Raw genomic sequence first — 20,022 nt, 5'->3', positions numbered from 1 at the left:
ATGACTAGCGCGCTCGCCCCGCGTCGACCTCCAATTTCGCTCGCCAGTCGGCTTCATATTGTCGGCTGAGCAGTAACTGCACGCGTCTCGCTTTGTCGCCTTCGTGGTCGATCAAGATCTTCATGGCTTGATCCAGCAGCTTCTTTTGCGGGAGCGAATCGACTTCACCGGGTGCCCGGGCCAATCGATCCAGGGTCGCTGCAAGCTCCAGTATTTTCGCGCGCGCAACGAGATATTCTTCGCTCAGAATCTTGTCAGCGCTGCGCGTGGGAAGTTCGTTTGCCATGATAATCGTTTTGAGAACCACACTGAGTTGGGAGGAGGTAGTGCTCACCTGTAGACTACCAACCTCTATAGATTACCAGACCGGGGTGTCAACTAGTATTCGTTCTCTGCGGTTTCTTGGGGCTCTTCTGATGTCGCCACCAGCTTGTTTTCAGCGACTTGACGGATCCGACGCTCTTGCACTTCGCTCCCCAATAGCTCGAGAACTTCCGTGACGGGCATGGTTCCGAGCTCACCGGAGATCCGATCCCGAAGCGCGATCGATTGGGTTTCCGCTTCGCGCGGGCCCACGACGGCCATATAGGGGATCAGCTCTAGTTGGGCGTCGCGAATCTTGGCTTGGACTTTCGCACCGCGCAAATCGGTAGTGACTCGGAATCCCGCCTCGGTGAATCGCTTTTCCAGCTCGAGCGCGTAATCGTTCGACTTCTCGCTCAACGGGCAAATGCGCACTTGCTCGGGAGCCAGCCACATCGGGAACGCACCCGCAAAGTGCTCGGTCAGCATACCAACGAATCGCTCCATCGAACCAAACGGAGCTCGGTGGATCATGACGGGGCGGTGGGTTTTGTTATCCGCTCCGACATACTCCAGCTGAAACCGCTCTGGCAAGTTGTAATCGAGCTGAACGGTACCGAGCTGCCACTGTCGACCGATGCAATCGCGGACCATGAAGTCTGCCTTGGGACCGTAGAACGCAGCTTCTCCTTCGGCCGTAGAGAAGTTAAGACCTGACTCCGTGAGGACGCGACGCAAGGCCGCTTCGGCCTTTTGCCAATTCTCTTCCGAACCGACATACTTATCGCTCTTCGGGTCGCGAAGGGACAATTGAACGCGATAGTCCTTCAACCCCACCGACTCGAGCACCAGTCGTGTCAACTCGATGGTATTACGAAACTCTTGTTCGACTTGGTCCTGGGTGCAGAAGATGTGCGCATCGTCTTGGGTCAGCCCCCGAACGCGCAGCATCCCGTTCAGCTCACCGGTTTGTTCAAAGCGATACACGGTGCCGAATTCAAAGAGGCGCAGTGGAAGCTGCTTGTAGGATCGAGGTGCTGCTTTGAAGATCTGCGCGTGGTGCGGGCAGTTCATTGGTTTGACCAAATAGCGTTCATGTTGACGCTGCCACTGTTGCAGGATCGCGATCCGATCGGAAGCTGGAGACAGTAGATCGTAGCCCTTCAACTCGCAACCGAGCACTTCTGCGGATTGGAGGAAGGCGGTTTCGTGGACCTGCTGCAACCCATTTGGATCCTCAAGTCGTCGGATCCAAGCGTCGACCAATGCACCGGCGTCGCTGGCGAAAAGGGGGGGAAACTGACTATCGCGGTAATAGGGGAAGTGACCGCTGGTTTCGTAGAGTTCGACGCGGCCCAAGTGAGGACTGTAGACCGGTTCATAACCCCGTTTGAGCATTTCTTTGCGCAAGAAATCTTCGAGCAAACTGCGAATGCGAGCGCCCTTTGGAAGCCACAAACACATGCCTTGGCCAACTTCGGCGCTGATTTGGAACAGCCCGAGCTTTTTACCGATCACGCGGTGATCTCGCTTCTTCGCCTCCTCCACTTGATCGAGATATGCCTGCATATCTTTCTGGCTGAACCAAGCAGTACCATAGACCCGTTGAAGCTGTTTACCGGACGCGTCCCCTTTCCAGTACGAGCCCGCGACACTCATGACTTTGAATGCCTTGATGCGGCTCGCGTCCGGAATATGGGGACCGCGGCATAGGTCCACAAATTCCCCTTGGCGGTAGAAACCGAGCGAATCGTGGGAGGCGAGACCGGTCTGGATATGCTCCACTTTGAGAGCCTGCTTCATGTCGCTGCACAGCTCGATCGCTTGCTGGCGGTTGAGAGAGAATTGCTCAAATGATTCCCCCTTCTCAACGATCTTCGCCATTTCCGCTTCGATCGCAGCGAAGTCCTCTTCGCTCAGTTTTCTGGGGAGGTCGAAATCGTAGTAGAAACCATTATTGATCGTCGGACCAAACGCCAGTGATACGCCTGGAAAGAGCCGCATGATGGCTCGAGCCATGACGTGGGCACAGGAATGACGGAGAACACCGAGTGCTTCTGGGTCTTTTTCGGTCAGGAGGCGAAGGGGAATGGGGCCCTTCCCTGCGAACCCATGCAGAGAACGAGTCGCGTCGATAACGTGATCGCCCACTTTCGCAGCGATGACTGCTTTCGCAAGCCTGGAGCCGATCGATTCGGCCACCGAAAGGGGGCTCGCGTCATCGGGATGTTGCACAACGGAGCCATCCGGCAGTTGGATTTCCAGCATAATGAACCTTTCCTTACCCTCGGCACAGTTGGGCGCAGCCGCAGGAGGAGATTGATGGAGGTATGAGCGTCAGAACAGATGACCCTCTTTCGTCCGCAATGTTCGCGATACGAGCGTCACTTTGCAATAGGGGTTCCCAAACGGAACCGCCGTCCGGATGCCGCTCCCCTGCGGCATTCCGACTCCCTGGGATCAGAAAGATCGATACTGTACTCGAAGCGGCGGGCGGAAGTGTGTATTGTTGAACCTGTAAGAAATCGTCCGATCACCTCTGCTCCCCATCACTGGCTCAAAGTCGCTTCTGTACCTATGACCGTTTTAGTATTCGGCCACCGCAATCCTGACACCGACGCAATCTGTTCCGCTATCGCTTACGCGGACCTTTTGCAGCAAACCACGCGCCCCGAGGCGATTGCGGCGTCCTGCGGCACTCCCAACAAGCGAACCGAATATTTGCTCCGACGTGCCAAGGTCGCTCCACCCCGATTGGTGATGGACGTTCGCCCGGAAGTAGAGGATGTTTGCCAGCGAAACGTCACGACAGCCTCCTATGGCGACGTGTTTTACGAAGTCTACCAACGGATGAAGGAGCACGATCTTCGGGCCATCCCCGTGATCGACGACCAACGCAAAGTCATTGGTGTCCTCTCCTTGCTCCAACTGATGGACTTGATCTTCCGAGACGATCGAGACCCTCTGAAGACGCGAACCGTTCGAACAAGCCTCTCGAAGATCTGTGAGATCATCGGAGGAACATTCCAACACTCGATTGAACCGGCTCAGCATGATGAACTCTTGGTCATGGTGGGTGCCATGAGCGCGGGGGGCTTCACCGAGCGAATGCAACGCTTTCCCGCCGAACGATTGCTCGTCGTGAGCGGCGACCGACCGACCATCCAGCTCCCTGCGATCGAACACGGAGTCCGGGCCTTGGTGGTCACGGGCGGATACTCGTTGTCATCCGGCTTGGTTCAGCTCGCACAAGCCCGAAATGTGGCAGTGATTCAGAGCCCGTTCGATACGGCCACAACAACCATGCGCATCAAGTCCGCGCAGTTCATCGACTCGGCAGTCGACAAGACCTACATCTCTCTTTACGCAAAGCAACCGGTCGACGAAGCACGCGCGATCGTGGAGAACTCGAACGAGCCCATCTTCCCGGTGGTCAATGATTCCGGAACGCTGGTCGGAGTTCTTTCGAAATCGGATTTGGTGAACCCACCCAAGCCACGGTTGATTCTCGTCGATCACAACGAACTCAGCCAAGCCGTCAACGGGGCGGACGAAGCAGATATCATCGAAGTCCTCGACCACCATCGTCTGGGAGGTGGACTGAAATCGACGCAACCGATTCGCTTTATCAACGAGCCGGTCGGATCGACTTGCACACTCGTCGCGCGTCAATTTCGAGCGTGGGGAATTATGCCCAAACCAGGCATCGCCCTGTGCATGGCCGCAGGGATTATCTCCGATACGCTATTCCTGCGTTCCCCCACGACGACCGATGTCGACCGCGATATCCTCAAATGGTTGCGAGGGTTTGTCGAAATCGATCTGGAAGAATATGCCAAAGAGTTCTTTGAAATCGGTTCCGCTCTCCGCACATGCACCGCTGAAGAAGTCGTTCGCGAAGACTGCAAAGAGTTTGTCGAACACGGCATTCGTTTTTCGATCTCGCAGATTGAAGAGATCGGGTTCGATCTTTTTTGGGATCGCAAGGATGATTTGCGAACGGCATTGGAGGCAATGGCCGAGAGCTGCAAGCTGGAGTTTTCCGCTCTGCTGGTAACCGATGTGGTCAGCAATGGTTCGCTCCTACTCCTATCGCATGAATCCGAAGAATGGGACGAAATCAATTACCCCCGTCTCGATCGGAATCTGTATCAGCTGGATAACGTGGTGAGTCGCAAGAAGCAACTCTTGCCGTTGATCGCCCAGTTGATCGAAACCTCGCAGCGTCATTGATTTATTCCAAGAACCTTTTGCGGCGAACGAACTTGGGGAGCGATTCACACTGGCGACACGCCCACTGAGGAACCCGTTTATGTTTCTGCTTCGCGGCTTGGCCGCCCTTGCGCGAGGAGTGGGCAGTTATGTCAGCCTGACGATCTTGCTCAGCCTCTGCGCTACGATCCCGATCCTTCAATTCGCCAGCTTGGGATACATGCTCGAATGCTCCGCGAGGATGGCGAACAATCGACCTTGGACCGAGTGCTTTCCGGGGGCATTCCAAGCCCGAAGATTGGTGCTGGCGCTCGCGATGATTGGATTGAGTTGGCTGCCCGTCTGGTTTGTCGCGGATCTCGCCTACACCGCTGCCTTGATCGACCCCAATGGTCCTCAAGGTCCCCGCCTGCGAGCCTCGGCGATGGCCCTCACGCTCTTGTGGATCGTTTGGATCCTTTGGGCCGCCTATCGCGGTGGAAGACTGCGAGACTTTTTGTGGCCAGCTCCAATTCGCTTGCTGAAAAGCATCTTCCGCCCGGAGTTTTGGCATCTGGCCGAAGATCGACTTTGGTCGAGTTTGCGTTCCCTGCACTTATTCCGTTTGATTAGCCGCGGCTTTCTGGCTTCGCTCGGGGCGTTGATTTGGTTGGCCTTACCTGCCAGCTTGATGATTCTCTCGCTGACCGGTGCACAGAATACGGGTAAGGGAATCCTGGGACTGATCGGGGCGATCGGGATGGTATGGGTAGTTAGCCGATTGCCCTATGTGCAGGTCGAGTTTGCGAAGTCAGGGGACTTTCGAAGCTTTTTACGAGTGCGAGACATCCGCCAAGCCTATTTCAAGTCCCCTTGGACATTGACCATATCACTCGGACTGTTGCTCGTTTTTGCCACGCCCCTCTACATACTCCGTATTGAGCGGATCCCGGAGGAGCTGGAGTGGATCCTCACATTGTTCTTTGTCCTTTTCATTTTCCCGGCTCGCATAGCAATCGGTTGGGCTTGGAAACGCGCGAACCAAGCGAGCGAACCGGCGTGGTGGTTTTCTCGTTACCTGGTGTGGCCATTTCGTTTGACGATAGTGCTCCTCTATGTCGGTGCCCTCTACTTGGCACGCTTCACCTCGTGGGAAGGGGCAGCGGTTTTCCTTCTGCAACACGCATTTCTCCCTCCCGTTCCTTTCTTCGTTCGCTAAACTCCTCCTCTGTCCATTTGGAGCGGAACGAACGGGAATCCTACGCTTCAGTCGCTGTCGAGGAGTCGAAGATTGCCCATCCCCCGTCCTGTACTTGTTGCGATCATCGCTCTCATTGGAGTTAACGCTCTGTGGGGCATGTCGTTTCCAGTCATGAAGAGCCTCAACGAAGTGATGGAAGATCACTTCGGAGTCGCAAACCCTCAAATGCCTACCTCGATGCAGGTTGCCTGCTCCGCTGGATTGATCGGGATGCGTTTCACTATCGCTTCTTTCCTGCTCAGCGTCGTGCTACCCAAGCTCTTTTTTCGAACCTCTAAGGCGGAGTGGATCGCGGGCTTTTGGATTGGGATGCTTTTCTGCCTCGGATTGATCCTGCAAGTCGTCGGGTTGGCGACGATCCCTGCTTCGCGCAGTGGATTCCTCACCAGTTTGACCGCCGTCTACACCCCGTTGATGGCGTCGTTTCTGCTCAAGCAACGCCCTTCCGTCTTCGTCTGCATCGGAAGCCTGCTCGCATTGACGGGCGTGGCAATCCTCTCCGATGCCCATCGATATGTCCTCGCGTTTGCAAATGTGCGCTGGGCCGACGATTCCTCCACGGTTCCGCTTAACTGGGGAGATCTTTGGACCACGTTAGGAGCTTTGTTCTTCAGCGGCCAAGTGCTGTTGGTCGACACCTTTGGCAAGCGCTATCGATCCGCGCATTTGACCCCTGGCATGTTTGTCACGGCCGCACTCACCGCCTGGGTCTTTTTCGTTGTGAGCCGACAATGGCTCGACGGCTCCGAGTTTTCCCAGTCCATTGATGTCTCTTGGTCCACCTGGCTCGCGATCGGCAGCCAACCAGCCGTCGTGGGATTGCTCCTGTTTTTGGCAATCTTCTGCTCGATCTTATCCTTTCTCGGGATGAACACATTCCAGCCCGCCATCAGTGCATCTCAAGCTTCCGTGATTTACAGCACCGAACCGGTATTCGCGTCATCGTGGGCTATGCTACTTCCCGGTATCATCGGATGGTTCATCGCGATCGACTATCAAAACGAATCGTTCACCTGGCAACTCGGTGCCGGCGGCATCTTGATCTTGTTCGCCAACATCATCGCTCTTTGGCCAACTCAAAAACGGGAAATAATCGATGAGTGATTGGGTTGTCGAACTCGAAGGTGTTTCGAAAAAATTCGGATCGCATCAAGCGGTTCACCCACTCGATCTGCACATCCCGCGCGGCTCGATCTTCGGCGTCATCGGTCCCAATGGTTCCGGAAAAACAACCACGTTGCGAATGATGCTCCGCATCTATCGGCCAGATCAAGGTGTCGTGAGAGTCTTAGGAGAATCGAATCGCTCCTGCGCGGACGATCGTGTCGGGTATCTCCCTGAAGAACGTGGCCTCTATCGACGCATGACCGTTTGGAGAACCTTGCGCTACTTCGCCCGCATCAAAGGTAATCGTAATCCCAATGCAGAGATCGAACGATGGATGGTTCGCCTCGGTGCAACCGACTGGTATCGAAAGCGGATCGATCAACTTTCCAAGGGAATGGCGCAAAAGGTTCAGTTTGTTGCCGCGATCGCGTCGAAACCTCAAGTCGTGATCCTCGATGAACCCTTCAGCGGACTCGATCCCGTCAATATGGAATTGATCCGCGATGCAATCCTGCAACTGCGAGAGGAAGGCACGACAGTCATCCTCAGCACGCACGACATGGCGATCGCCGAAAAGATGTGTGATCACGTGTGTATGATCTTTCAAGGTCGAAAAGTACTCGACGGAACCATTCCTGAGATCCAATCTCTCTACACGGAACCGAAGGTGCGAATCCGTTTTGCAGACCTTCCTTCGATGGAGCTGGAATCCATTCACGCCATCTCCGGCGTCTCGCTCGCGAAATGGGACAACGGAACCTTGGAAATACAACTCGACGACCAAGCGTCCCACCGAAATCTCTTGTTGCGACTTCTCGACTTCGGAAGCGTGGAGCATTTCGAAATCGTAAAACCGACACTGCACGATATCTTTGTCCGCATCGCTCGTCCGTGATGATAACAACGGAACCCGATAGCCCCCTGCATCGTCAGGTCCATTGAGTGAGTGGGTGGAAAGCCGATCGGGCTGCGCCTTCGGCGGACTGCTTCAAGAGAAAGACACCCCGATTCCTTTCGATCTTGCGACGCGACACCTCCACGGATGGTAATGGGGAGACGCTCCCACTCCCATCACCTCCGCAGGGCTATGCGGGGCAGATTTTCCGGTATAAACATCACTTGCTAGATAGAAGGGTATCCATACCAATTTCGATTGCGCGGGGGGACGGAGAGTTTGGCCAAGCTATTCTTTTACTACTCGACGATGAATGCAGGGAAGTCGACCATCCTGCTTCAGTCGAGCTACAACTATCGCGAACGAGGCATGCGAACCCTGGTCTTCGCACCCGAGATCGACGATCGCTATGGAGTGGGTATCGTCAGTTCTCGCATTGGCCTGCAGTCAGACGCGATCCCTTTTTCGCCTAGCGAAAATCTTTACATGCGAGTCGAACGCGAAAACCAAAAACAGAAGGTCGATTGCGTGCTCGTCGATGAGGCACAGTTTTTGAGTAAGCAGCAAGTGCGACAGCTCTCCGACGTGTGCGACGAGCTGGATATCCCCGTGCTTGCCTACGGCTTGCGCACCGACTTCCAAGGAAACTTGTTCGAAGGCAGCCAAAGCCTTATGGCTTGGGCGGATAATCTCAACGAGATCAAGACTATATGCCACTGCGGGCGCAAGGCGACAATGGTGCTACGGATCGACTCAACCGGAAAGCCCATGCGAGAGGGAGAACAGATCCAGATCGGAGGGAACGAACGGTACGTAACCGTCTGTCGCAAACACTTCAAACAAGGATTAGCGGAGCGAACGACGAAGGACCTGCCTTTCGACGATTTTTAAGATTTAGGCTCCCACGACATTGGCCGCGCTCGCACAGCAGCGATCAAATGTTGGCGCCCACCTAACACTGCCGTCGCGCTCTCGCGGTGAAAGACTTGAGCGCCCGTGCGTCCTGGCGTTCCGTGCCCAGAAGGCTTGATCGCCCCCCGGCGCATCACCCATTAGCAGGCAGCGCTCACTACTCGCATAACACTAACTAGCGAGCGGGAAAGCCTAGTGTGAGGGACGACCGCCTCGTCCTCGACCACGACCATGCGAATGATTTCCACGCGAATGGTTCTCCATATTTGCAGCAACCAATCCACCGATCGCGTCCGACCAAGATGGGATTTTGCTATGGCTCGCGACGGCTTCGATGGCCTCTCGATCCTCTTCCGGCGTGGAGTCTTCATCGCGACGGCTCGACTTCTCTCCCTTTCCATCCACCTTTCCACGGCGGCGAGAGCGACGCTTGCGAGGCGATCGTTCGTCGCCTGTCGCGTCCTCAGAATCCCGTGAGTCATCGCGGTCGCGACGGCTGACGGGTGCATCGTCTTGTTCAAAATCATCGAGGCCCGATGCGAAACCGGCTGGCTCCCTTTCGCGAACGGGTTCGTCCTCACACGCTGCGTCATCGCGACGGGATCGCGTGCGTCTGCGAGCTGGTTCTATCGAGTCTCCGTCCTCTCGTTCCGCAGCGGGAGCACGTCCCCGCGAACGATCCGAAGGTGCATCCCGTCGTTCGTCATCGCGGGAGCTTCGGCGCCGTGGCTCCGAATCACGCGCTGCGGTATCAGGCTCGCGACGCTCGCGGCGACCTGCATCTCTTCCTCGTGGGGAACTGGCTGGAGCAGTCGATTCCAACGGTTCATCTGTTTGTTCGTTTTCGACAACCGCAGGCGAGTCGGTGCGTCCACGTCGCGGTGGTCTTCGTTCGGAGCGTCGCTCAGGAACTCCGTTCTCATCGTCCAACGACTCGCTACGATTGCGGGTTCGTTTCGGTGCATCCATTGCTGGGGACGCGTCGGAGGCGATGTCGTGGCGGCGCGGTGCTCGTTCTCGATCTGAGCCGCTCCGATCCGATCGACTGCGTTCGGGACGGGTTCGATCTCCCGATCCACGCGGCGCTCGCTCCGACGCAGCCGGTGCCGAGTCTCGATTGTCGGATTCGCTCTCGGCGCGGACATCGTCGTCTCGTCGACCTGCGTCCCGGCGATTCGCCCCCTTTCTAAGTCGTTTGGGTTCGCCAAACGAAACGACGGGTTCCTCGACGGCATCGGGTTCAAGAGTTCGGTCCAATGCGGGAGCGGGAGCAGCACGATCTCGATCTCGGTCCCGCTCTCGGGGGGCGGGTTCAGCCGACGCCAAGTCCGGTGTGTCAGCCCACAAGCTCGGTTTCGAGCGTTTGTTCGCGGCTTCCTGGCGGGAACGAGAGGGGCGTTCGGTCGCGAGCGGCTTTTCCTCAGGTGTCGATTCAGTTGCGGGTGCGGATTCGCCCGACTGGATGCCAAAAAAGGAAGTCACTGCGTCCCATGAAGATCGGAGCCTGGAGGGCTCTTTCGCCTTGCCGGAAACAGGCAATTCTTCGACCGGAACCGGAACCGGAGCAGGGGCAACCTGCTCGATCGGGGGAGTCACCCCTTTCGAAGGGGATTCGGTCGTTCCTCTGGCCCTCTCCGATTTTTTCGATTGGGGCGAAAGGGAAGGGGTTCCGAGCATATTTGCCAAGCTATTCCAATGGTCCGACATAACCAATTTTCATCGAAAAAGAAGTGTTGGAGGGTGCGCTCGGATCGGGCAACGCGCTGGCCAATGAACGGTCTGCATCCCTGCGCTCCGAATACCCGCATTGTAGCAGTCAAATCCGCTTTACGGGATAGAGAGTTCCTGGAGCGTGGGGATAAATTCATGCTTCCGCGCGAAACCTCAGGAAGAAAGTTGACACTCGCCCGCGCGGCGCCTTAATCTAAGTATGGTGCGCCTTCCTATTTCCTCTTCTCCAGCTGCCAATCTTCGGCGGAGCGGTCCTATGAGCAAGATACATCGAAAGTCCCCGAAACGTGCCGAACTGCGTCGTCGGTTTGTCGCCTTGGTGATCGGGATCGGTCTTGTGACCCCTGTCTCCTGGTCGGAGCCCCTCCACGCGCAGGGCAATGCTCCCACTCGGCTCGAGGTGAAACTGACAGGCAAAGCGCGCGACGCCAAACGATCGGATAAGAGCAAAGAACTGAAGGCCGGGACATCGCTCGATGCGACGATGCAGTACTACAGCGAGTACCTGATTCCCCTGCTCACTCAAGTGGATACCAATCCCGCAAAACCAGATGGGAGTGATGACGCCGTCGGGAAGATCGCGGACGTCAATTTGGCGAGGAAGGACATCGTCGATGATGACATTGGCCAAGCCCTCGCGAGAGCCAGCAAGCCGTTTCGAGCGGAATACAATCGTCGATTGCTGGGGGAACTCTATAAAGTCATACGAAAAGACGCGGGATTCAGCACGACGTCTCGGGTGTTGACGTTCCATATCGCCATGCAGCTCTACAGCGAACCCGCCGGAAACACCCCCGCCGTTACCGAGCCCCGCGTATACAACTTGATCGAAATCGCACTCGACCCGACGGAACTAGACGCAATCCAGTACATGGCCGTCGATACCCTCGAAAAGTCCTTGAAGATCAAACCCACCGATCCAAAGGATGCTGCGACCGAGGAAATTCGACTCAAAATTACCAATAAACTGGCACCTCTGCTAACAGTGGTCGCTCCCTATCACCGGCTTCCAGAAGCCCATCAAAAAATGATGGAGCAATCCCTGCTGGCGATGACGGCGCTGGCAACGACGGGTGATCCCAAGGCGGAATCGACGAAAATTGCGACCGCAAAAGTGGCGAGCTTCGTTTTGGAAGTCCTCCAAGACGCTCGCTCATCGGAGTGGCTCAAAGAAATTAGCTGTATGTGCTTCGGCCATATCAATCTCGCTCCAGATACTTACACCCCCGAACAAATCACGACCATCTCCAACGAGATCGCAAAGTTCGGCCTCAAATCCGACAAGTTGTGGAGAGCCAAGGTCGCGAGCTCGGGCCCCATGGGAATGGGCTCCGGTGGTTCGGGATACGGCTCAGGTGGATATGGGAGCGAATCAGGTGGATATCCAGGAGGGAGCGGCGGACCCGGAGGCCCTGGAAGCGGTGGTTATGGCGGTGAAGGGGAAGGTAGCGGAATATTCGGTGGGTACGGCGGAGCTCCCACTCAATCGCGAGCTCCTCAACCTGCCGATCTCAAAAATGCTCGCCGCCTACTCAATCAAAGACTGGAACGCATCCACGTTGCGCTCAACGGCGCCACGGGTGCAGCGTCTGCGCAGACGGCAAGCCGCCCCGAAAGCGGGCTGATAAAAATCATTCCGGAAGACGAAAAGTACAAGATCAAGTACGCGATTGAGAAATTGCAAGAACTCCAGAAGGTTCTCAACGACACCGCTAAGTTCAATGACTTGAACGCACTTCGAACGCTGGTCGCTTCACCGATGTACGAGTTGCGAGTCGCGTTCAAGGATTTCTCGGGCGAGCAAACTACGACCGAAGATCCCACATTCTCGCCTTTTGGACCGTTTGGCGGCGCGGGGGTGGTCGGTCCTGGTGCAGGCGGTCCTGGTGCAGGCGGTCCTGGTGCAGGCGGACCTGGTGCCGGTGGACCTGGTGCCGGTGGACCTGGTGCCGGTGGACCTGGTGCCGGTGGACCTGGTGCCGGTGGTCCTGGTGCCGGTGGTCCTGGTGCCGGTGGTCCTGGTGCAGGCGGTCCTGGTGCAGGCGGACCTGGTGCAGGCGGACCTGGTGCCGGTGGTCCTGGTGCCGGTGGTCCTGGTGCCGGTGGTCCTGGTGCCGGTGGTCCTGGTGCCGGTGGTCCTGGTGCCGGTGGTCCTGGTGCAGGCGGACCTGGTGCAGGCGGACCTGGTGCTGGCGGACCTGGTGCTGGCGGACCCCCTCGAAACAACTAAGACGCAATCTCGATCGCTTGCATAGCGAGCGTTGCTTCATCGAAACGGCAGGGCCCAAGACAGAGTTTGGGTTCTGCCGTTTTTTCATGGGGCAAGGATTCTCCCGACAACAGCGGCCGGCTGGGATTTTGTCATCGCGCATCGGACGAAGACTCGATGAGCAGAGTCGAGTGAAATCGCATCCTCTGGTTCAAAAATGAGCTAGGTTTGCATTGTTGGCATGGACGCCTATCCCTGTTTCTTCGGTCGATCCGATGAGAGGCGTCTCATGCGTGCCAAGTCGTTGTTGTTGTTGCTTATAGCGCTAGGGTGTGGCATCGTCGCCTCGGTAGCGGTCAGCCAAGTCGTTTTGGATCAGAAGGGTGGTGTGGCAGTCCAGACTGCCGAAATCCTCGTGATCGCCAAAAATGTTTCGGCTGCTTCCAAGATCACACCCGATTCCGTGCGAATCGAGAAGTGGCCAGCCGACAAAGTTCCCCAAGGAGCCTTGGTCGACCTGAAGCAAATCGAAGGCAAATTTGCCAAGCAACCACTCTATGTCAACGAACCTTTGATCGAAATCAAGCTTGCCAACAAAGGGAAGGAGCTGGTGATTCCCGAAGGTTACCGCGTCTTCGATTTGGTCGTCAACGAGCAAAATGGTGGTAGCGGTTACATCAGCCCCGGAGATCGAGTCGATGTTTTCGGCTTCTTTGAAAAGGGGATGAAGATCAAAACCTCCGGCACCGTTCGGGTACTGGAGAATTTAGAGGTATTGATGGTCGACGGCATTGCGTCGATCGATCCCGATGCCCCGACGACCGCGCGTCGTTCTTCGAGCACGTTTCAATTGCTGGTGAAAGACAAGCAGTATGCGGTGCTGGATACCGCAGCAAACCTTGGGAAGCTACGCGTTGCACTTCGTCCGCCCGAACTATCGGAAGAAGCGAAGAGCAGGATGGATGACGGCGAAAGCTTCATGGCTTGGTTGAAGGAATCCGAGGCACCTCGCTCCAGCGAGCCGAACGCTGTCAGCTTGGTTCGAGAAACTGTCGAACAACCAGCTGCACCGAAGATCGAACACGAGATGATGATCATCACACCGGAGGGTTCGAATCGGTTCCGTTGGAAGGAAGGCGACAAGATGCCGCGCAAGGTGGATGAGGGGGCTGAAGAGGGAATCGAAGGCCTTTCGACCAGCGGTATTCAGAGCGGTACACCATCGGCATCCAGTTTTGCACCTCCCGCATCCGCTGGAGTCAAAGAAGTAGCCGATTCGGGTAACGCGAAGGGAAGCGAACGCCCCAATCTCAACTGGGATCCGGCTGGGGGGAGTTGGCAACTTGGGGGATTTAAGGCAGCCTACCCACCCTCGAAGTAATCTCCTACGAGCCGAACGGTCGATACTTTCATGTGAATCCGTTTAGTCGTTAAATGCTGTCTAAACGGAGTCGCGATCGCAGGATGCCGGTCGCTGGCAATGGAATGCCAAGAGTGGGATGGAACCGAATCGGAGGCTATCCCGACGCCTTCTTTCACAGGGAAGTGAATTGCAAATGGGACGCGGACTTAACTCTCTAAACGGAATTCTGCGAGCGTGCGCCGTCATGGGAATCCTCTGCGTCAGCGCAAGGCTGTCGGCGGGGGAAGGGGATAAACCGATTCCAACGGGGAGGATGACGGTGACCAAGCAGCAGGAATCGCTGCGAATGATCGTCTCCACTTCGCAGTATCTCACTTTCCCCCAGCCCATCGTGACTGCCACGATCAACAATCCAACCGTTCTCAATGTCCAAGCGACGCAGAAGAACGAAGTCTTGGTTTCCGCCTTGGCCACCGGCGTGACTCAAATCGATGCCAAGGGATTGGATGAAACGATTTACAACGTTCAAGTCGTCGTGACGGGCGATGCTCGCGAATTGCAGTCAATCTTGGACCAGCACTTTCCCACTGCGACGCTCAGCGTTCAACCCATACGCGACGCCGTTATCATTTCAGGGCAAGTCACTTCGGACGAGCATGTCGAGCAAGTCGTTACCATCGCAGAAGAGTTTTACCAGCGGGTTATTAACAAGATTGAGGTCATCGGCGTTCATACGATCATGCTGCAGACCCAGGTCATGGAAGTTTCGCGAACGAAGCTTCGGCAGTTGGGAATCGACTGGAGCATGAGTTTCGGAGACGACTTTGTCACAACCAGTGCGAGTGGCCTGATCGCCCCCGGTGCAACGACTGGTGCGCTGCTGAATGCTGGAAATGAAACGTTTAAATTCGGTGTGGTGGATAGCGGCAATCAGTTTTTCGGGCTGGTAAGATCGCTCCGTCAAAACAATCTCGCTAAGGTTTTGGCGGATCCGACGGTGGTAGCGATCGACGGCCGACCAGCCAGTTTCAACTCCGGCGGCGAGTTCCCGATCATTGTTCCTGCAGGGTTGGGGCAAGTCGGTATTGAATTTCGTGAGTTTGGAACCCGTCTGGACTTCGTCGCGAAAGTGCGTGGCGATGGTCGGATTTGGTTGGAAGTTCGTCCCACGATCAGCGAAATCGATCCCGGGCGAAGCGTAACGATCGCAGGGACCAGCGTACCTGGCATACGAAGCCGATTCGTGGACACCGCAGTCGAAATGCGAGCGGGGCAGACGCTCGCTTTGGCTGGTCTGCTGCAGGTGCGAACGGAGGCGGAGAGCAGTGGACTTCTCGGGCTATCTGATCTTCCCTATCTCGGCGCTCTCTTCCGAACCAATCGCGAAGTACAGAACGAGGTCGAGCTTTTGATCTTGGTGACACCTAACTTTGCGGCACCGATGGATTGCCACGAAGTCCCCATGGGTGGCCCCGGATTCAACAGCGACAGCCCCGTCGACAAGGAGTTGTACCTGAAAGGCTACATCGAGGTTCCACCCGCTTGCGGACCCGAAATTTGCCCGCCAACACAATCCCAATCCGGAACAGTTCTTTACGGACAGGCCTCTTCGCCGACCGATACCTCCTCGGGAGTTCGCCAGGCGTCGCCTGTTCAAGCGACCAATGCAAGCTACGCTCGGCCTCTGCCACCCGTTCCTCGCCAATAACCCGTCAAACTCGATCAACTTTCCATCATGAGCAATGTTTTACGGTTAGCGATTGTCGATCCCAACGACCATTCTCGCGAGAAGCTGAAATCGATGCTCCTCGGGATGGACATTGTCTGGCTGGATGCAGAATGCTCTCGCTATGAGTTCTTTGCGGATGTCGTCGAACAGTCGCACCCCGATGCAGCAATGATCTGCCTCGATGGGGGGCCAGATCGGGCACTCGCTTTGATGGACAAGCTTCGGATGTCGGCCCCGGACTGTTTGATCTTCGCCGTGTCATCCAGCACCGACGGTCAGATGATTCTGAAATCCATTCGGTCGGGGGCTCGCGAATTCCTACCGCTGCCCATCGATGTGGAGGAGCTGTACTCGGCTCTTGAACGCGCGTTGCAATCGAAGTACGGGAGCGGGGATAGCAAAGCGCGTGGCTGCAAAGTAATCGCGGTTTCCGGGGCAACCGGTGGCGTCGGCTGCACATCGATCGCCGTCAATATCGGTTGCAATTTGGCTCGCAAACCCGAAAACTCTGTGGCTCTCGTCGATCTCGACTTGGCCCTCGGAGACGCCGACGTTTTCCTGGACTCGATTCCCGACTACAGCCTGGTAGACGTAACCGAAAACGTTTCACGACTCGACTTCCAGCTGCTTCGAAAATCGTTGACCAAACACTCTTCCGGTTTGTATTTGCTCCCGCGACCCGTGCAATTGCAGGACTTGGATTTGATCAACCCGGACAGTCTACGACGGGTGTTCGGGCTCCTGCGAGCATCCTTCTCGCACGTCGTCATCGACATGTCAAAGGCTTTTTCGCACGTCGACTTGACCGCGCTCGAGATGTCCAACGAAATCGTCTTGATGGTTCAGCTCGATCTACCATGCCTCCGAAATATGGTTCGTCTTCTGATGAGCCTCCAACAAATGGAATCGATTCGGGATAAAATCAAAGTCGTGGTGAATCGGGCTGGGCTCGAAAGTGGGCAGATCAGTTTGAAGAAAGCGAAAGAGACCATCGGTCGCGAGGTCTTCTTTCAAATCCCCAACGACTATCGAACAATGGTCGAAATGCGGAACAACGGGCAACCGCTGATCGAACAAGCTCCCAAGGCTTTGATCACGCAAGCGGTCATGCAATTAACTGAACTCCTGGACAGCGGAGTCATTACCTCCACCGAGGAAGCCACCAAAGGAACCATCGACAAGGGTATCGCGAGCGGCTGGAAGAATTTTTGGCCCGGTCGATCCGCAGCCAAAGCAAAGTAACGGTTATGTCATTGAAGTCGGCACAAATCCAATCTCATCTCGATTCCCTTGCGAAATCACACGGAGCGTTGGGACGATGGGAAGAGTTAGCTGCCCACCTTTGTCGAATAGAACAATCCACTGCACCTGAGATCCGACCTGCAGAGTTGTTGGTCTTTGCCGCCGATCACGGTTTTGCCTTGTCCGGAATCGGTGACGCGGCGCGCGGCATGACAACGGTGATGATGGAGCAGATGGCGATCGGGGGAACGGTCGCGGCAGTCGTCGCCGAGTCGTACGGAATCGATCGTCGGGTGGTCGACGTCGGAGCAGCTCGGCCAGCGCGCATCTCCCACCCGAAGCTTGCAAACCGCTCGGTTCGAATGGGAACCGACGATATTTCTCACGCTCCCGCCATGTCTCTCTCCGAGCTTCGCGAGAGTTGGAAGATTGGCATGGATGAGGCCCGAATGGCCCAGCTTCGAGGGTCCAAGGTTTTGATTCTTGGCGCGATGGGTACCGGAGGAGAACTCGTCGCAAGCTGCTTGGCTAGGCTGTTGGCAGACGCGCCGCTCGATTCGGTTTGGGATACGGAATCCACCCCACTGTTCTCGGAGCCCGCCGCCGCAAGAAGCTTGATCGAGTCCGCGACGGATCGCGTTTTGCAGCGGAGCGGGTATGAGATCGATGACGCAGGGCTCGCAGAAGTCTGTGGTCTGGAGATCATCGCGATGGCTGGCGCGATCGCGCAGGCGGCCAAACAACGGCAAGTCGTCTTGCTGGATGGAGTCGTTTCGACCTCGGCGGCTTTGATCGCCGAACGTATGGTCCCTGGTTCCGTTGGCTCGATGATCGCAGCGGGGCGTTCCGGCACTCGAATCCACGACCTTATGCTTGAAAAGCTGGGGCTCTCACCCTATTTGAATTGGAATATCCGGCAGGACGAAGGATCGAATGCACTCGCCCTTTACCCGCTGCTGCTCGGTGCGGCCGCTTGGTGCCGCAAGACAATTCCGACGAGCGAATTGATATTCCCCAATCCTTGATCGATCGCGCATCAGTCAAGTTCCCCGCTATTGCGAGAAACCATGCCAAACGGGCATCTCTTCGCCGCGATCCGACCTTTAGCGATTGGGCGTGACGATGACCTTCATCGCCCCCTTCTCACCCGCATAGAGCCGATCGAACCATTGAGGCACTTCCTCGAGCGATGCCGTCGCGGTGATCAATGGCTGCACTTGGATCGCCCCAGAGGATAACAACTCAATGCACTGAGGTATTTCGCCGTTCGAGGCACAGGATCCGAAGACCGAGAGTTCGCGTGTGACAACAGTCTGAAGAGGCAGTTCCACAGCAGGAGTTAGATTTCCAACCAACGTCACCGATCCTCCGCGCCGCACGACTTGAAAACAAGTGCTGACAGTAGGTTTTGCACCGACGACTTCCATGCTCGCGTCGGCACCTCGTCCGTTGGTCCACTGCATGACGCGTGCAACTGGATCCTCTTTTTTCGGATTGACCGAGTGGGTCGCACCCAACTTCAACGCCAGTTGCAGCTTTTCGTCCTCCAAATCGATAGCGATGATCTTGGCAAAGCCCGCAAGCTTCAGTGTTTGAATACAAAGCAGTCCGATCATGCCTGCACCGACAACCACTACCGATCCCCCGAGATGCTTGGGTGTGCGGTTCGTCGCGTGGACGGCGATCGAGACCGCTTCGATCATGGCGGCGTGTTCAAAAGGGAGCGATTCGGGAATCGGGTAAGCAATGTGCTGTGGTACCGTGACGAATTGTGCAAATGCACCTTGCCTGCGGAACTCGTTGCAAGCCACCCCGAGGACTTGTCGGTTCTCGCACAAGTTGATCGAGCCCGCGCGGCAGAAATGGCATTTCCCACACGAGACGGTGGAGTCAAAGGTCACGCGATCGCCGACGGAAAATCCACGCACCGCTGAACCGACTTCCACGACGATTCCTGCTGCTTCATGCCCCATCACCAGAGGAGGAATACGCCGTCCCGAGCTGCCATCAAAACCATGGATGTCGCTGCCGCAAATCCCACACGCTTTGACTTGTACCAAAAGGTCCTCAGGACCGCATTCCGGTTGAGGAAGGTCGACAACGGCGAGTTTCTTGTACTCTTGCAGCAGTAAGGCTTTCAAAATGCAGGTCCTAGAGAGGTATAGAGGAACAAAAACGAGAAGAAAAAATGGTTTCGCCAGCGGGGGTTGGCAGAAAATGCCCTGGGATCGCATTACGATGTCGGGTAGTCTCTACCAAATCGCTGATTGTAACCATTCTAGCGACGCCCCCTAGTTCGTTTCACGATCGATTTTTTGTCTTAGGAAAATACGTTATGTGTTGGAAAATAAAGCTCGTTGGCCTTTTCATGATCGGTATGGGGACCGTGGCATCAGCTCAAGAACCAATAGGCGGACAAACTCAAGCTCCAGCTCCGATCGTCGCGGGTAATCCCCCCGCTGCGAATGCCTCCAAGGCCGATTGCAGCTACTTCCTCGGCTTCGATTTCGGATCAGGTTTGGCCAGTCGGAAGATGACCGAACAGGACATCGATGCCAAGGAACTGCTCGCCGGTTTGGTCGATGCATTGGCTAGCAAGAAACCTCGATTGAGCGAAAAGGACATGGATAGTGTCGTCGCCACCCTCAACAGCTTGATCCAAAAGAAATTGATGGAAGTAGCCAAGGCCAACCTGGATAAATCCAATAAGTATTTGGAAGCGAACAAGACCAAGGAAGGCGTCCAGACCCTCAAGTCTGGTCTGCAATACCAAGTCCTCGCGACCGGCACCGGCAAACAACCGACCGTCGCGGATACGGTCATGGTCCACTACGAAGGCAAGTTGACCGATGGAACCGTGTTCGATTCGTCGATCGCACGGGGTGAGCCTGCCAAGTTCCCTGTGGGCCGTGTCGTCCCGGGCTTCGCCGAAGCGCTCCAGCGCATGAAGGTCGGAGACAAATGGTTGGTCACGATTCCACCAGGACTCGGCTATGGCGAGCAAGGAGGACCAGGTGGTTCGATCGGTCCGAACGAAGTCTTGATTTTCCAATTGGAACTGCTCGACGTTCTGAAGTAA

General features: G+C 56.1%; 15 protein-coding genes. 11 read left to right on the top strand and 4 right to left on the bottom strand.

Going from position 1 to position 20,022, the window contains the following annotated elements; translation table 11 throughout:
• Positions 1–4: 4 nt before the first annotated feature.
• Positions 5–286 (bottom strand): hypothetical protein, encoded by a 282-nt coding sequence (locus tag VN12_RS16525; protein ID WP_146677870.1) that lies wholly within the window; start codon positions 284–286, stop codon positions 5–7.
• A gap of 92 nt (positions 287–378) precedes the next feature.
• Positions 379–2,571, bottom strand: a complete 2,193-nt coding sequence (gene thrS / locus VN12_RS16520; RefSeq protein ID WP_146677869.1) for a threonine--tRNA ligase — start codon at positions 2,569–2,571, stop codon at positions 379–381.
• Between the two features lie 309 nt (positions 2,572–2,880).
• Here thrS and VN12_RS16515 point away from each other — a divergent pair, with 309 nt between their 5' ends.
• The 5 genes from VN12_RS16515 to VN12_RS16495 all read left to right on the top strand — a co-directional run bounded on the left by VN12_RS16515 (position 2,881) and on the right by VN12_RS16495 (position 8,648).
• Complete coding sequence (locus VN12_RS16515) at positions 2,881–4,536, top strand: putative manganese-dependent inorganic diphosphatase (RefSeq protein WP_146677868.1); 1,656 nt, start codon at positions 2,881–2,883, stop codon at positions 4,534–4,536.
• Positions 4,537–4,615: 79 nt separating this feature from the next.
• The gene (locus tag VN12_RS16510) at positions 4,616–5,713 is read left to right on the top strand and encodes a hypothetical protein (protein WP_146677867.1); all 1,098 of its coding nucleotides are present in this window, start codon (positions 4,616–4,618) and stop codon (positions 5,711–5,713) included.
• Positions 5,714–5,785: 72 nt separating this feature from the next.
• Positions 5,786–6,859 carry a DMT family transporter gene (locus VN12_RS16505; protein ID WP_256388095.1) on the top strand — a complete coding sequence of 358 codons (1,074 nt, stop codon included), beginning with the start codon at positions 5,786–5,788 and terminating at the stop codon, positions 6,857–6,859.
• Complete coding sequence (locus tag VN12_RS16500; RefSeq protein ID WP_146677865.1) at positions 6,852–7,757, top strand: ABC transporter ATP-binding protein; 906 nt, start codon at positions 6,852–6,854, stop codon at positions 7,755–7,757. The genes VN12_RS16505 and VN12_RS16500 overlap by 8 nt, the downstream gene beginning before the upstream one ends.
• A gap of 279 nt (positions 7,758–8,036) precedes the next feature.
• A complete protein-coding gene (locus VN12_RS16495) occupies positions 8,037–8,648 on the top strand; it encodes a thymidine kinase (protein WP_146677864.1) in 612 nt (203 codons plus the stop codon).
• A 213-nt stretch (positions 8,649–8,861) separates the two neighbouring features.
• Here the strand turns inward: VN12_RS16495 and VN12_RS16490 are convergent, their stop codons facing one another.
• Positions 8,862–10,376 carry a hypothetical protein gene (locus VN12_RS16490; RefSeq protein ID WP_146677863.1) on the bottom strand — a complete coding sequence of 505 codons (1,515 nt, stop codon included), beginning with the start codon at positions 10,374–10,376 and terminating at the stop codon, positions 8,862–8,864.
• Between the two features lie 280 nt (positions 10,377–10,656).
• Between VN12_RS16490 and VN12_RS25900 the strand changes: the two genes are divergently transcribed.
• The 5 genes from VN12_RS25900 to VN12_RS16460 all read left to right on the top strand — a co-directional run bounded on the left by VN12_RS25900 (position 10,657) and on the right by VN12_RS16460 (position 17,968).
• Entirely contained in the window at positions 10,657–12,630 is a 1,974-nt protein-coding gene (locus VN12_RS25900) for a hypothetical protein (protein ID WP_168164467.1), read from the top strand.
• Positions 12,631–12,898: 268 nt separating this feature from the next.
• Positions 12,899–13,990: a Flp pilus assembly protein CpaB gene (gene cpaB, locus VN12_RS16475; protein WP_168164466.1), complete on the top strand. Its 1,092-nt coding sequence runs from the start codon at positions 12,899–12,901 to the stop codon at positions 13,988–13,990.
• Positions 13,991–14,165: 175 nt separating this feature from the next.
• Positions 14,166–15,680: a type II and III secretion system protein family protein gene (locus VN12_RS16470; protein ID WP_168164465.1), complete on the top strand. Its 1,515-nt coding sequence runs from the start codon at positions 14,166–14,168 to the stop codon at positions 15,678–15,680.
• A 27-nt stretch (positions 15,681–15,707) separates the two neighbouring features.
• On the top strand, positions 15,708–16,943 hold the full coding sequence (locus tag VN12_RS16465) for a CpaE family protein (RefSeq protein WP_146677859.1): 1,236 nt from the start codon (positions 15,708–15,710) through the stop codon (positions 16,941–16,943).
• Positions 16,944–16,948: 5 nt separating this feature from the next.
• Positions 16,949–17,968: a nicotinate-nucleotide--dimethylbenzimidazole phosphoribosyltransferase gene (locus VN12_RS16460; RefSeq protein ID WP_146677858.1), complete on the top strand. Its 1,020-nt coding sequence runs from the start codon at positions 16,949–16,951 to the stop codon at positions 17,966–17,968.
• A 78-nt stretch (positions 17,969–18,046) separates the two neighbouring features.
• Here the strand turns inward: VN12_RS16460 and VN12_RS16455 are convergent, their stop codons facing one another.
• Positions 18,047–19,084 carry a zinc-dependent alcohol dehydrogenase gene (locus VN12_RS16455; protein ID WP_146677857.1) on the bottom strand — a complete coding sequence of 346 codons (1,038 nt, stop codon included), beginning with the start codon at positions 19,082–19,084 and terminating at the stop codon, positions 18,047–18,049.
• 194 nt (positions 19,085–19,278) lie between these two features.
• Between VN12_RS16455 and VN12_RS16450 the strand changes: the two genes are divergently transcribed.
• On the top strand, positions 19,279–20,022 hold the full coding sequence (locus VN12_RS16450; RefSeq protein ID WP_168164464.1) for an FKBP-type peptidyl-prolyl cis-trans isomerase: 744 nt from the start codon (positions 19,279–19,281) through the stop codon (positions 20,020–20,022).

The organism is Pirellula sp. SH-Sr6A, assembly GCF_001610875.1.
Taxonomy (GTDB): domain Bacteria; phylum Planctomycetota; class Planctomycetia; order Pirellulales; family Pirellulaceae; genus JBKCUI01.
Note: the sequence above shows the minus strand (reverse complement) of the source record. Positions and strands in the feature narration are given on the sequence as shown.

Excerpts from the sequence above, each read along its gene's own strand:
- VN12_RS16525 (WP_146677870.1), bottom strand. The coding sequence starts at position 286 with ATGGCAAACGAACTTCCCACGCGCAGCGCTGACAAGATTCTGAGCGAA.
- thrS (WP_146677869.1), bottom strand. The coding sequence starts at position 2,571 with ATGCTGGAAATCCAACTGCCGGATGGCTCCGTTGTGCAACATCCCGAT.
- VN12_RS16515 (WP_146677868.1), top strand. The coding sequence starts at position 2,881 with ATGACCGTTTTAGTATTCGGCCACCGCAATCCTGACACCGACGCAATC.
- VN12_RS16510 (WP_146677867.1), top strand. The coding sequence starts at position 4,616 with ATGTTTCTGCTTCGCGGCTTGGCCGCCCTTGCGCGAGGAGTGGGCAGT.
- VN12_RS16500 (WP_146677865.1), top strand. The coding sequence starts at position 6,852 with ATGAGTGATTGGGTTGTCGAACTCGAAGGTGTTTCGAAAAAATTCGGA.
- VN12_RS16490 (WP_146677863.1), bottom strand. The coding sequence starts at position 10,376 with ATGTCGGACCATTGGAATAGCTTGGCAAATATGCTCGGAACCCCTTCC.
- VN12_RS25900 (WP_168164467.1), top strand. The coding sequence starts at position 10,657 with ATGAGCAAGATACATCGAAAGTCCCCGAAACGTGCCGAACTGCGTCGT.
- cpaB (WP_168164466.1), top strand. The coding sequence starts at position 12,899 with ATGCGTGCCAAGTCGTTGTTGTTGTTGCTTATAGCGCTAGGGTGTGGC.
- VN12_RS16470 (WP_168164465.1), top strand. The coding sequence starts at position 14,166 with ATGGGACGCGGACTTAACTCTCTAAACGGAATTCTGCGAGCGTGCGCC.
- VN12_RS16465 (WP_146677859.1), top strand. The coding sequence starts at position 15,708 with ATGAGCAATGTTTTACGGTTAGCGATTGTCGATCCCAACGACCATTCT.
- VN12_RS16460 (WP_146677858.1), top strand. The coding sequence starts at position 16,949 with ATGTCATTGAAGTCGGCACAAATCCAATCTCATCTCGATTCCCTTGCG.
- VN12_RS16450 (WP_168164464.1), top strand. The coding sequence starts at position 19,279 with ATGTGTTGGAAAATAAAGCTCGTTGGCCTTTTCATGATCGGTATGGGG.